General features: G+C 62.9%; 12 protein-coding genes and 1 tRNA gene. 9 read left to right on the top strand and 4 right to left on the bottom strand.

From position 1 onward, the window contains the following. The first annotated feature begins 41 nt into the window (after nt 1-41). The 5 genes from GGD66_RS26135 to GGD66_RS26115 all read left to right on the top strand — a co-directional run bounded on the left by GGD66_RS26135 (nt 42) and on the right by GGD66_RS26115 (nt 5,165). The gene (locus tag GGD66_RS26135; protein ID WP_092251900.1) at nt 42-392 is read left to right on the top strand and encodes a hypothetical protein; all 351 of its coding nucleotides are present in this window, start codon (nt 42-44) and stop codon (nt 390-392) included. A gap of 104 nt (nt 393-496) precedes the next feature. Next, complete coding sequence (locus GGD66_RS26130; protein ID WP_183259433.1) at nt 497-1,345, top strand: SDR family oxidoreductase; 849 nt, start codon at nt 497-499, stop codon at nt 1,343-1,345. A 183-nt stretch (nt 1,346-1,528) separates the two neighbouring features. Continuing rightward, nucleotides 1,529-1,807, top strand: a complete 279-nt coding sequence (locus GGD66_RS26125; RefSeq protein ID WP_018323571.1) for a PepSY domain-containing protein — start codon at nt 1,529-1,531, stop codon at nt 1,805-1,807. A gap of 60 nt (nt 1,808-1,867) precedes the next feature. Further along, nucleotides 1,868-2,461 (top strand): cytochrome b/b6 domain-containing protein, encoded by a 594-nt coding sequence (locus GGD66_RS26120; RefSeq protein WP_177236832.1) that lies wholly within the window; start codon nt 1,868-1,870, stop codon nt 2,459-2,461. Nucleotides 2,462-2,660: 199 nt separating this feature from the next. Continuing rightward, a complete protein-coding gene (locus GGD66_RS26115) occupies nt 2,661-5,165 on the top strand; it encodes an EAL domain-containing protein (protein ID WP_183259432.1) in 2,505 nt (834 codons plus the stop codon). A gap of 12 nt (nt 5,166-5,177) precedes the next feature. Here the strand turns inward: GGD66_RS26115 and GGD66_RS26110 are convergent, their stop codons facing one another. Continuing rightward, the gene (locus tag GGD66_RS26110) at nt 5,178-5,855 is read right to left on the bottom strand and encodes an LON peptidase substrate-binding domain-containing protein (protein WP_018323574.1); all 678 of its coding nucleotides are present in this window, start codon (nt 5,853-5,855) and stop codon (nt 5,178-5,180) included. Nucleotides 5,856-5,890: 35 nt separating this feature from the next. Beyond that, a complete protein-coding gene (trxA, locus tag GGD66_RS26105) occupies nt 5,891-6,814 on the bottom strand; it encodes a thioredoxin (protein ID WP_183259431.1) in 924 nt (307 codons plus the stop codon). 275 nt (nt 6,815-7,089) lie between these two features. Between trxA and GGD66_RS26100 the strand changes: the two genes are divergently transcribed. Continuing rightward, nucleotides 7,090-7,164: transfer RNA gene (locus GGD66_RS26100), tRNA-Gly, on the top strand. Nucleotides 7,165-7,306: 142 nt separating this feature from the next. Here GGD66_RS26100 and GGD66_RS26095 read toward each other — a convergent pair. Then, nucleotides 7,307-7,957 carry a nucleotidyl transferase AbiEii/AbiGii toxin family protein gene (locus GGD66_RS26095; RefSeq protein ID WP_312014186.1) on the bottom strand — a complete coding sequence of 217 codons (651 nt, stop codon included), beginning with the start codon at nt 7,955-7,957 and terminating at the stop codon, nt 7,307-7,309. Nucleotides 7,958-7,960: 3 nt separating this feature from the next. Beyond that, the gene (locus tag GGD66_RS26090) at nt 7,961-8,221 is read right to left on the bottom strand and encodes a hypothetical protein (protein WP_018323579.1); all 261 of its coding nucleotides are present in this window, start codon (nt 8,219-8,221) and stop codon (nt 7,961-7,963) included. A gap of 166 nt (nt 8,222-8,387) precedes the next feature. On the opposite strand from GGD66_RS26090, the gene GGD66_RS26085 reads away from it, so the two are divergent. The 3 genes from GGD66_RS26085 (at nt 8,388) to GGD66_RS26075 (ending at nt 11,830) form a co-directional block, all read left to right on the top strand. After that, the gene (locus GGD66_RS26085) at nt 8,388-9,374 is read left to right on the top strand and encodes an NAD(P)-dependent oxidoreductase (protein WP_183259430.1); all 987 of its coding nucleotides are present in this window, start codon (nt 8,388-8,390) and stop codon (nt 9,372-9,374) included. Nucleotides 9,375-9,748: 374 nt separating this feature from the next. After that, complete coding sequence (locus GGD66_RS26080) at nt 9,749-11,029, top strand: sorbosone dehydrogenase family protein (RefSeq protein ID WP_183259429.1); 1,281 nt, start codon at nt 9,749-9,751, stop codon at nt 11,027-11,029. Between the two features lie 207 nt (nt 11,030-11,236). Continuing rightward, nucleotides 11,237-11,830: a cytochrome c gene (locus GGD66_RS26075; RefSeq protein ID WP_183231041.1), complete on the top strand. Its 594-nt coding sequence runs from the start codon at nt 11,237-11,239 to the stop codon at nt 11,828-11,830. Nucleotides 11,831-11,981 lie beyond the last annotated feature (151 nt).

The following is an 11,981-nucleotide window of genomic DNA, read 5'->3' as shown; positions in this document are numbered from 1 at the left end:
AGCGCCTATCTCACCATACATAACTGTATGGAGAGATGATGATGCGTGATCTCTTGCTGCAATCCGCCGGCCTCGCCACCATCGCCGTAGCCCTCATTCATGGCGTCCTCGGCGAGACCAAGGTCTTCGCCCATGCCCGCATCGAGCCTGAACGGCTCCGCACCCTGATCCGCCTGGTCTGGCAGACCTCGACCGTGGCGTGGATCGGCGGCGGCGTCTTGCTGCTCGCGACTCCCTGGATGGCGTCCGAGCCCGCGCGGCACTGGATCGTCATCACGCTCGCCTGCGTGCTCGGTTTCGCCGCCTTCGCCAATGCCTGGGCCACGCGCGGCCGGCATTTCGGCTGGATGGCGCTCAGCGCCGTCGTGGCGATGACGGTCGCCGGCTACTGAGCGCCGAAACGACAAGCCACGCATGACTGCGACCCTGGGCTTCGAACCCGGTACCACGCATTCGCGGCGTCTAACCGCTGCGCAGGATCGATGGGAATAGAGGCATGCCACTGACACTCGTCACCGGCGGCACGGGGCATCTCGGGCAGGACGTCGTCGATCGCCTCCTTGGCGACGGACATCGTGTCCGGATTTTCGCGCGGTCGCGGGGCGCGCGGTCGGATGTCGAATGGGCGATCGGCGATCTCGCTACAGGCGCCGGCTTGCGCGAGGCACTGCGTGAGGTCGATACGGTCATCAATGCGGCGACGGATTCGCCGATCGCACGGCGGGGCGGCATCCGTCCGATGGACTTCTTTAGATCGCCCTCCGCCGTGGATGTTGCGGGTACGGAGCGGCTGTTGTCGCTTTGCGGGGAGGCCGGGGTTCGGCACTTGCTGCACGTTTCGATCGTCGGGCTCGACCAGGCGACCCTGCCCTACGCCCGGGTCAAGCTCGCCGGCGAACGGCTGGTGCGTGCGTCTGCGCTGTCCTGGTCCGTCGTTCGCGCGATGCCATTCTATTACCTGCTCGACCGCTTGCTCGCGGGCCTCGCCTGGCTTCCGGTGTGGCCTGTGCCAACGGCGCTGTTCAATCCCGTCGATACGTCGGGCGTCGCGGATCACGTGCTGGCTTGCGCGTTCGACGGGCAGCGCGGCATACGTGCGGAGATCGGCGGCCCCGAAGCTCTCGATCTCGTTGCCTTCGCCCGGCAATACCAGGCGGCGAGGAGATTGCACCGGAAAATCCTGCCAATCGGCCTGTCCGAGGCGAAGGCGCGCGGCATAGGCTTTGTCGTCAGCCAGGGCGTGCGCGGGCGTCTCCGCTGGGCGGACTGGCTGCAGCGCAGGTACCCGGAATGCGAAGTGCGGCCTAGCGCAATTGGCAAAGTCGGCGGTTCATCCCGGCCGTGAGGCGTAAGGCCGCAGCGCCCCTGCGAAGGCGGGCTGCGTGCGGACAGCGCTGATCTTTTGGCGGTCGTTAGAACAACTCTAAATCCAATTGGCCCCGTACCGGATTGACTTCACCATCACCTTTGCTTCCTTCAGTCCGGCTTCGCGGCTCGCGTAGCGCGCACGACAGAGGAGGAGACGTTCGTGAAGGTCATTCGTGTTGTTGCCATTGCACTGACGGTTGGAATGGGCATGGGGTCGGCGGCTATGGCCGACGGATTCAAGGACTGCACCAAGCTCGACAAGGCGTCATGGAAGCCGGCCAGCGAGGCCGAAGCCAAGGCCAAGGCGCTCGGCTACGAGGTGCGGCGCTCCAAGATCGAAGGCTCCTGCTATGAGGTCTACGGCGTCAAGGAAGGCAAGCTTTACGAGCTGTTCTACAGCCCTGAAGATCTCAGCCTGAAGCACACGATCGCCAAGTAGACCGCAAAGTAAACCGCGCGAATTGATCCGCGCAAAGCAAGGCTTGAGGATGGTCTTCGCTTGATCGAAGAAGCGATGCCAAAAGCGCGCGGGGTGTCCGACCGGACCCCCGCGGATCGAACCGCTTCGCGGACGGTCGCGGTCTGGGACCTCCCGCTGCGCCTCTGGCACTGGGCTCTCGCGGCGAGCGTTCTGGCCGCGTGGTTCACGCCGACCGTTTACGACCGGACTCATCGCATCGTCGGCTATGCGGTGCTCGGACTTCTCGCCTTTCGCCTGGCCTGGGGGTTTTGGGGAAGTCGCTATTCGCGCTTCCGCATGATCAGAGTGAGGCTTCGGGCGGCGCCAAGCTATCTCTGGAATCTGCGCCGCGGCATCACCGGCCGCTATATCGGGCTCAATCCCGCCGGCACCCTGATGCTGGTCGCGCTGCTGGCCTCGCTCGCCGTCTCGACGATTACGGGCGCGATGTCGGTTACCACCACCTTCTTCGGCGTCTGGTGGGTCGAGGACACCCACCATTATTCATCGGATGCGGTCATCGTCCTGGTCGTGCTGCACGTGCTCGGTGTGGTGCTGATGGGGCTACTCCAACGCGAGAGCCTGGTCCGCGCGATGATCACCGGGCGCAAGCGCATCCGCGGCCATTCCTAAATATCATTGCCGATCGTTGCACGCGTCCTGCACCCCGCTCGGGCACGGTCGCCGCATGGCCTCAGGCCGTTCGTCAGATCAAGTTGTACGAGTACCGTTAACATGCCGGTAAGCATGCAATCATGCACGGCACAAAATTAACGTGAATGGCGTCTAGCCGATCCACCATCGATAACAATCGACGATGGAGCGCTGCTGAATGTTCCGCGTTTTCTCCTGCCTTGCGGTCGAGCACGATTGGCGGCTCGTTGTACTCGCTGGTCTGGTCTGCTTCGCTGCAAGTATTGTCGCGGTCAGCATCTTTCATCGTGCGATCGCGACGCGCGCAAGAAGGCGGTGGATCTGGATCACGATTGCCGGCGCGGCCATCGGATACGGCATCTGGGCAACGCATTTCGTCGCGATGCTCGCCTACGAGCCGGGCGTTCCAACGGGCTACGGCATCGTGCCGACCGCGTTTTCTCTCGCTGCGGCAATGCTCCTGACCTCGGTCGGCTTCGGCGTTGCAGTCGGCACCTCCGGCCTGTGGCGCGCGATCGCAGGGGGCATCATCATCGGCGGCGGCATTGCCAGCATGCACTATCTCGGAATGTGGGCACTTGAAGTGCCGGGTCGAGTCGCCTGGTCGGTGGACCTCGTGTTCGTCTCGATCATTCTAGGCATGTGTCTCGGCTGCGCCGCGCTAGCTGTCGCGCTCAGGTACCAGGGCTACCGGGGCACGCTTGCGGCGGCAGTCCTGCTGACACTCGCCATCGTATCGCATCATTTCACGGCCATGGGGGCGGTGCAGATCACGCCAGATCCAACGCGAGCGACGACGGATAGCCTTTCGCTTTCTCCGGCCTTTCTCGCGCTTGCTATCGCCGGCGTGGCGCTGTCCGTGCTGGGAATGAGCCTGATCGGCGTGCTGGCCGATCGTCGCCTGGCGACCCGGACCGCCAGGTTCGAGGAGATCATCAACCAGCTTTCGGTCGCCCGGCAGCAGCTCGAAGGCTCGCAGAACGAACTGCAGGACCAGAAGCTCAGGCTGGATACGGCCATCAACAACATGGTCGAGGCTCTCTGCATGTTCGATGCGGAGAAGCGACTTGTGGTCTGCAACGAGCGCTATGCCCAGCTCTATCGGTTGCCGCCGGAACTGCTGACAACGGGGACCCCGCACGCCGACATCATCAGGCATCGAGTCGTGACCGGCATTCTCAAGAGCGACACCAGTGAGGGCGCAGCCGAGCAGTTCCTGTCGAAATTGGCAGCGTTGCCGTTCAATGCAGTCTCGAGCAGAATCGACGAGTTCGCGGATGGTCGGTTGATCTGCGTGACGCGACAGCCAATGGCCGGCGGCGGGTGGGTGGCCACGCATCTTGACGTCACCGAGCAACGCCGGTCCGAGGCCAGGATCGCTCATATGGCGCAACACGATGCGTTGACCGATCTGCCAAATCGCGTGCTGCTCAGGGAGCGGATGGAGCACGCCATCGCGGTTACGCGTGGCGGCGGCGTCGATCTGGCCGTGCTCATGCTCGACCTCGATCGCTTCAAGGAAGTCAACGACACGCTCGGACATCCGGCAGGCGATTCCCTGCTGCGCGCCGTTTCTGCGCGTCTGCGCGAATGCACCACGGAAACCGCGCTGATCGCGCGACTGGGCGGCGACGAGTTCGCGGTGATCGACTACGTGACCAACCCGGCCGTCGAGGCCGCCACCCTCGCCGAGAACATCAGAAAGGCGCTTTGTGAACCCTTTGATCTCGGCGATCATCGGGTCACGGTGGGCACCAGCATCGGCATTGCCATCGCGCCGCGCGATGGCAGTGATTCCGACGTTCTGATGAAGAGCGCAGATCTCGCCCTCTACTCGGCCAAGAGCGGTGGACGTGGCGCATTCCGCTTCTTCGAGCCGGAACTCGACCAGCTCATGCATGCGCGACGCAACCTGGAGCGCGACATGCGGGATGCGCTTGCTGGTCGCGAATTCGAGCTGCACTACCAGCCATTCGTCAATACCGCGACCGGCGAGATCCGCGGCTTCGAAGCCCTGCTGCGCTGGCATCACCCGAGGCGTGGTCTGGTCTTGCCCGGCGAATTCATTCCGCTCGCGGAGGAGGCCGGCTTGATCGTGCCGCTGGGAGAATGGATCTTGAGGACGGCGTGTGCGGAAGCCGCCAAATGGCCTGCCCATCTCAGGATCGCGATCAACCTGTCTCCCGCTCAATTCAGGAGCAAGGAGCTTGTTCCGGTCATTGTCGATGCACTGGCGAACTCGGGAATTGCGCCACACCGGCTCGAGCTCGAGGTCACCGAGACGGTGATCATGCATGACAGCGAAGCCGTATTCGCGGCACTTGGTCAACTGCGCGAGCTCGGCGTGCGAATCGCCCTGGACGACTTCGGCACCGGCTATTCGTCGCTGAGCTTTCTGCAAAGATTTCCGTTCGACAAGGTCAAGGTCGATCGCAGCTTCGTCAACGAACTGTCCAGCGCAAGGGCGGACGCGCACCATCTCGCGCGAGCCGTCGTTCGCTTCGCAGTCAGCCTCGGCAAGACGACCACCGCCGAAGGCGTCGAAACGAAGGAGCAGCTGGACGTCCTCCGTGAAGAGGGGTGCGTCGAAACGCAAGGCTACTATTTCGGTCGGCCGATGCCTGCATCCAACATTGCGAAAATGCTGAGGCGAGGTACCCAGGCAGCCGTCTGCGCTGCGTGAGTACCCGCATCCTCACTGCAGCGGAGGATCGCCGCTGGTGCGCTTCTTGGCGAGATCCATCTCCGTGACCGCGATCAGAATCTCGGCGCGGGTCTTCAAGTCGGGCGCTTCCAGCATGGCCTGCTTCTCCGCGGGGCCATAGGGCGACATCATCGCCAGCGCGTTGACGAGTGCTTCGTTGGGCGCGCTTTCGACGCCTTCCCAGTCAACCTTGAGATTGTTGGCCTTCAGGAAGTCCGCCAGCACGGCCAGCAGCGCCTCGCGGTCGACCTCGTCCTCGCCCATGCGCGCGGTGAAGTCGTCGACGAAGGCGAAGAAATCCACCTTGCACTGCCGGTAGGCGGTGAGCACCTCGAGCTCCTCGACCACCTTGAAGCGCGAAACGCCGGTGAGCTCGAGGATGTAGCGGCCATCGCCGGATTCGGCGAGCTGGGTGATGCGGCCGACGCAGCCGACGCGGAACAGCGTTGGCTTGTCGGAATTCTTCGGCGAGTGCGCGACATCAGGCTGGATCATGCCGATCAGGCGATGGCCGTCGCGGAAGGAATCATCGACCATCGACAGGTAGCGCGGCTCGAAGATATTGAGCGGCATCTGGCCGCGGGGCAGCAGCAGCGCGCCCGGCAGCGGAAACACCGGAATGATCTCCGGGAGGTCGGCGGGTCCGCGATATTCGATGTTGATCGGCATCTGGTCCCGGTCCCCGCTGACTTGGTCAACCGCGCCTACGAAAACAGGATCGTCGACAAGCGCTTGCGCCCCTCGACGGTTGCATCATCCGTGCCGCCCCAGGCTTCGAAGAACTGCACCAGCTGCTTGCGGGCGCCGTCGTCGTTCCATTTGCGGTCGCGCTTGACGATCGCGAGCAGCTGCTCGGTAGCGGCCGCACGATTGCCTTGCGCGTTCAGCGCGGTCGCGAGGTCGAATCGGGCCTGATGATCGAGCGGGTTTGCGGCGACTTTCTGTTCCAGCTCGGCGACCGGTCCGAGCGATTGCGCCTGCTCGGCGAGATCGATCGCGGTCTGCACGGCCTTCACCGCGGGGTCGCTGCGCTTGGATTCCGGCACCATGGCGAGCGTCTGCTTGGCCTGCTCCATCGCGCCGGAGACGGCATAGCATTTTGCGAGGCCCGCGAGCGCCGCGATGTTGGTGGCATCATGCTGGAGCACCTCGGCGTAGATCTGCGCTGCCGCAGCCGCATCGCCCTCGGCGAGCACGGCTTCAGCCTCCTGCAGGATCTCGGCGATATTGGGCTCGCCCGGCGCGGTCACGCCCTTGGTCAGCTTTTCGATGAAAGCGTTGAGCTGGCTCTCGGGCACCGCGCCCATGAAGCCGTCGGCGGGCTGGCCGTTGACGAAGGCGATCACGGCCGGGATCGACTGGATGCCCATCTGGCCCGGGATCGCCGGGTGCTGGTCGATGTTCATCTTGACCAGCTTGACCTTGCCCTTGGCCGCCTTGACCGCCTTTTCGAGCAGAGGGGTAAGCTGCTTGCAGGGGCCGCACCACTCCGCCCAGAAATCGATCAGCACCGGCTGGCGCTTCGATTCCTCGATGACGTCCTTCACGAAGGTCTGGGTGGTCGTGTCCTTGATCAGACCGGCCGCAGCCGGGCCCGCCGCTCCGTTACCCTGGTCGATGATCGTCACGGGGATCCCCTCGTCTATGTCCGGAATGGCGGGTCTTTAGCACGTTGCCATTTCATATGCTTCGCTGTCGGCTCCTAAATTGGGCCGGGACGGCCGAATTTCAATCCACCGAGGCCGATTCGCCAGTTCCGGGGCAGTTTCGGGCCATTTGGTCGCATTCAGGCTCCATATGGGGCCCCAAGAACCGAATCTAGGTCGCCGGTAGCTGTTGCATTCCCCTCCCGCTTTTGGCATACGACAGCCGTTGCCGGCGCGTCACGCGACCGACACAGGATGCGGGTGTAGCTCAGTGGTAGAGCACGACCTTGCCAAGGTCGGGGTCGAGGGTTCGAGCCCCTTCGCCCGCTCCAATTTTTCCCAAGGCATCCGAAAGGAATGGGCTATTCCCGTCGGGGCGAGTCGACGCACTGTTTTGGCCCAGGCTTTGAGGGCTGCTCCAGGTCCCAAGGCTGGATTGGGCGCCAATCCGGAATTCAGGGTGGCCGACCCCAGCTATACAGCGCGCAGGAGCTCTTTGGTCCTTTCCAGCGCTACATCCGCGGTCAGCCTATATGGATCTTTGATCGAGAGTTGATTGATCGCCGCACTCACGAAATCAGGCTTCAGGTTTTCGATTGTGGCCAGCGTATTTGAGACGCTGTCGCGATAGCCGGCCAACTCCCTGATAACCGATTCCGCGTGTTTTTCGCTGCCAGCTGCGATGTCAAATATGTCGCGCGGGGCAATGCTCTTGCCCCGGTAATGGATTTTCTTTGCAATGATCTCTGGGATCGTCTCCAGCAACACCGCTTCGCCTTCAACTGTTGCTCGCGTTGTCGGTGAGGATGTCAGCGACGGCGCGACGATGAAATCGATCTCGCCAAATTCGAAGCCAAGCTTCAGGAGGCGTGCGCCGTCTCCCCTGTAGTCAGTAGGTCTGACCTCGAAATCGAAGTCATGCTTCTGTGGATCCAGGAACGGAAGAACTTGAGGATCCGGGAGAAAGATATCGACATCGTGGCTTATCCGATGATCGATTTGCAGCATCATCGCCGTGCCGCCGCCGAACGTCCAACGATCGATGATTTCTTGTTCGGCGTTCACCTGCCGAATCATCGCGACGGCAATGCGAAACAGTTGCGCCCAATCTGATTGAGCGCTCACCGGCTACGCCGCAAGCGGATAGGTTTGTCCCGAAAACTCTGCAAACGCCTTCGCCGCGGCAACCAATTGCTCGTGGCTGATGCCATGCATCTCAGCGAAGGCGACTTGCAAGTCGGGGTGGACATCCCCAAAAAACGATGACATCGGACCGCAGGCGGCCTTCGCGGAAGAGTGGTCCAGCAGGCAATGAACAAGCTCCTGCACGCTCAGCCTCTTGCGATACGGCGCATTCACGGTTGCCATAACCAGGACGGGGATATTCATCTGCGTCACTATCTGATTGCCTGGTCAATATAGGATCGACTGAACGGGCTTGGCAATCGATTGGTTTCCTCTTTGTTCCGTCCGCAGGGGTGGCTGGCAGCGCGCCTCGCCAGAATTCCTCAGCGGAACGTCCTTCCGCCGTTCAGATAGGGGCAGTTGGGATCACATGACAATTCTGGTCACCGGCAGTGCCGGCCATCTCGGCGAAGCCATCCTCCGCACCCTGCGCGGGCGCGGTTCCCCAGCGCGCGGGCTCGATCTGAAGCCCTCGCCCTTCACCGACGCGGTCGGCTCAATCGTCGATCCTGGCTTCGTGCGCAGCCAGATCCACGGCGTCAACGCCGTCATCCACACCGCGACGCTGCACAAGCCGCATGTGGCAACCCACGGCAAGCAGGACTTCGTCGATACCAACGTCACCGGCACGCTCAACCTGCTCAAGGCGGCGGCGAGCGCCGGCGTGCGCAGCTTCGTCTTCACCAGCACCACCAGCGCGTTCGGCTCGCAGCTCCGCTCCGGGGCCGGGCAGGCGGCGGTCTGGGTCACCGAGGATCTGCCGCCGGTGCCGAAGAACATCTACGGCACCACAAAACTGATGGCGGAGACCCTGTGCGAGCTGTTCTATCGCGAGCGCGCCCTGCCGGTCGTCGTCTTGCGGACCTCGCGCTTCTTTCCGGAAGAGGATGACGATCCGGCGATGCGCTCGGCTTACACGCTGGAGAACGCGCAGGCCAACGAGCTGCTCTATCGCCGGCTGGATATCGCGGACGCCGTGAGTGCGCATCTGCTCGCCGCCGAACGCGCCCCGAAGATCGGCTTCGCCCGCTACATCGTCTCCGCCACCAGCCCGTTCGAGCTGCGCCATCTCGCCGCGCTTGCGCGCGATGCGGCCGGTGTCGTGCGCGAGCTCTACCCGGATTGCGCGCAGCTTTACGCGGCGCGGGGCTGGAACCTCCTCCCCGAGATCGACCGTGTCTATGTCAACGAACGCGCGCGGCGCGAGCTGGGCTGGCGGCCGGAATTCGATTTCGCGCATGTGTTGCACAGCCTGCGCACGGAGCGCGATTTCCGTAGCCCGCTGGCGCGTGAGATCGGCTCGAAGGGCTATCATGACGCGGTGTTCGACGACGGACCCTACCCGGTCGCCTCTTAGGCGCCGGATTTGCTGTTTTGCTCGACCCGTCAGATGTCTGTCTGGTCTCGCCGGGAGCAAGCCGCTTGAACCGTTCTACTGTGCATGGGGTTGTTTTCGCGTTTTTGTAGGTCCACCCCCTCCTGCCGGCTGCGAACGATCCGCGCGCCAATTGATTCCGCGCTGCAGCGAGAGCGGTGTCGCGGCGTTCGTCCGTTGACATTCCGTCTCAATTTTTCCGGAGCGCAACGGCGGCGCACGCGGCGCGCTTCTCACCGGTCGCAGATGTGCTAACCTTTTTGCGTCTGTCGTGCCGACGGACTTAAAACTTCGCCTCTCGACTAGCAAAATAAAATAATGCGCAGCCCTGACGGCTGCCTTAGGGGAGTGACGCGATGAAATTCCATCGATCCGTCTTTCAATCCGTTCTGGCGCTTGCAGCGGTTGCCTTTCTCGCGGGGACCAGCGCTGGCAATGCGCAGCAGCAGGACAAGAACCGGGCGCTGAAGAAATACGAATCCGGCACCAAGGAGTTCTGGACCCATCCGCCCGATGACTGGTTCCTCGGCGACGAGACCGAGGCGCAGAAGGGTCTCGCGCCGCCCTCGGGACCGCCGACCGGCGCGTCCGATGCCGAGCTCGCCAACATCGTCAAGAAGATCAAGCTGCCGGCAGGCTTCAAGGTCGAGGTCTACGCCTCCGGCGTGCTGGCCGCGCGGCAGATGGCCTGGGGTGACAAGGGCACGCTGTTCGTGGGCTCGTTCGGGCTCGGCAACGTCTATGCCATCAAGGACAACAACGGGAAGAAGGAGGTCAAGACCGTCCTCAAGGGCCTGAACATGCCCACCGGTCTCGCCTTCAAGGACGGCGCGCTCTACGTCATCGCCGTCGACAAGCTGATCCGCTACGACAATGCGGAGGCCAATCTCGACAAGCTTGGCGACGGCAAGGTCGTCTATGACGACATGCCGTCCTATGCCGCGCATGGCTGGAAATACATCGCGGTCGACAAGGAAGGCTGGTTCTTCCTGCCGTTCGGACCTCCCTTCAACGTCGGCATCCCGCCGACCAGCGTGTCGCAGATCCGGCGTGTCGATCCCAAGACCGGCAATGCCGAAATCTGGGCGCTGGGCGTCCGCAACTCGGTCGGCGGCGACGTCGATCCGCGCACCGGCAAGCTCTGGTTCACCGAGAATGCCCGCGACTGGATCAGCGATGATCTGCCCTCGGACAAGCTGAACATGATCAACCGGATCGGCGAGCATTTCGGTTATCCCTATTGCCACCAGGGCAACCTGCCGGACGACAAGTTCGCCATGGGCCACAAGTGCTCCGAGTTCACGCCGCCGGTGCTGAATCTCGGCGCGCATGTTGCTCCGCTCGGCATGAAGTTCTACACCGGCAATCAATTCCCCGCCGATTACAAGAACAACATCCTGATCGCCGAGCACGGCTCCTGGAATCGTCACAAGTACCAGGGCGCGCGCATCGTGCGCGTAATCGTCGGGCCCGACGGCAAGAATCCCAAGCAGGAGATCTTCGCCTCCGGCTGGCTCGAGGGTGACCAGGGCTATCTCGGCCGTCCCAATGACATCCTGCTCGACAAGGATGGTTCGATCCTCGTCGCGGACGACTGGGCCGGCGCGATCTACCGCATCAGCTACAGCAAGAAGTAGCACGGGTACGATACGAGGCTGCGGTGGCCGGAAGGTGCCGCAGTCTCTTTCATTTCAAAGCCACGCTGTCGTTCCGGATTGCGCGCCAGCGCAAGTCCGGAACCCATAACCACGAATCGGGGTTATGGAGTCTGAGATGCGCAATTGCGCATCTCAGCTCGTGCTTCGCACGCCCTGGAATGAGCTAGATAGATCGGAATTCCCACGATGCGCCGCCAGTTTTCTTCGTACGCCATCGGCGCGCTTTCGCTTGCAGCGCTCGCATTCGTCCCGGCTCAGGCTGCGGACAACGCTGCGATCAAGGAGAAGGCAGCCGTCTGCTCCGGCTGTCACGGCGAGAACGGCATTTCGCAGACCGAGAACATCCCCTCGCTGGCCGGCCAGCCTGATCAGTTCATCCAGTGGCAGCTCGTGTTCTTCCGAGCGGGCTCGCGCAAGAACGACCAGATGCAGCCGATCGTCGAGGAGATCACCAATGAGGACATCCGCAATCTCGGCGCCTATTTCTCGCAGCTGACGCCGCCGAAGGGACCGGAGGACAGCGATCCGGACCTGTCGAAGAAAGGTGCGCAAGTTTCCGCCGGCCGTCGCTGCGCCTCATGCCATACGGACAGCTTCGCCGGGACCAAGGGCGTGGCGCGACTGGCTGGCCAGCGCGAGGAATATCTGGTCAAGGCGTTGCGCGACTACAAAGCTGGCCAGCGCGTCGGCGGCGGCGTCGCCGCGATGGCCGATGTCGCCTATCACATGAGCGACGAGGAAATCACCGCCGTCTCGCACTATCTGTCGCATTTGAAATAGCGCGGTGCCGTTGCCACAAGTTCCGCTGTCGTCCCGGACAAGCGAAGCGCAGAGCCGGGACCCATATGTGGACGGCCCCCGTGGCACAAGAGCTTTGTGAGGTTTGACCGGATCGCTTGCATCCATATGTGCGGCCTGTTGGGTGCAGCTT

The sequence above is a fragment of the Bradyrhizobium sp. CIR48 genome (genome assembly GCF_014198315.1).
Classification (GTDB): Bacteria; Pseudomonadota; Alphaproteobacteria; order Rhizobiales; family Xanthobacteraceae; genus Bradyrhizobium.
The sequence above is the reverse complement of the archived record's forward strand: the minus strand, read 5'-3'. Positions and strand labels throughout refer to the sequence as shown.

Bases quoted from the DNA above. Each gene is read 5' to 3' on its own strand.
- GGD66_RS26135 (WP_092251900.1), top strand. From the start codon at position 42: ATGCGTGATCTCTTGCTGCAATCCGCCGGCCTCGCCACCATCGCCGTA.
- GGD66_RS26130 (WP_183259433.1), top strand. From the start codon at position 497: ATGCCACTGACACTCGTCACCGGCGGCACGGGGCATCTCGGGCAGGAC.
- GGD66_RS26115 (WP_183259432.1), top strand. From the start codon at position 2,661: ATGTTCCGCGTTTTCTCCTGCCTTGCGGTCGAGCACGATTGGCGGCTC.
- GGD66_RS26110 (WP_018323574.1), bottom strand. From the start codon at position 5,855: ATGCCGATCAACATCGAATATCGCGGACCCGCCGACCTCCCGGAGATC.
- GGD66_RS26090 (WP_018323579.1), bottom strand. From the start codon at position 8,221: ATGAATATCCCCGTCCTGGTTATGGCAACCGTGAATGCGCCGTATCGC.
- GGD66_RS26085 (WP_183259430.1), top strand. From the start codon at position 8,388: ATGACAATTCTGGTCACCGGCAGTGCCGGCCATCTCGGCGAAGCCATC.
- GGD66_RS26080 (WP_183259429.1), top strand. From the start codon at position 9,749: ATGAAATTCCATCGATCCGTCTTTCAATCCGTTCTGGCGCTTGCAGCG.
- GGD66_RS26075 (WP_183231041.1), top strand. From the start codon at position 11,237: ATGCGCCGCCAGTTTTCTTCGTACGCCATCGGCGCGCTTTCGCTTGCA.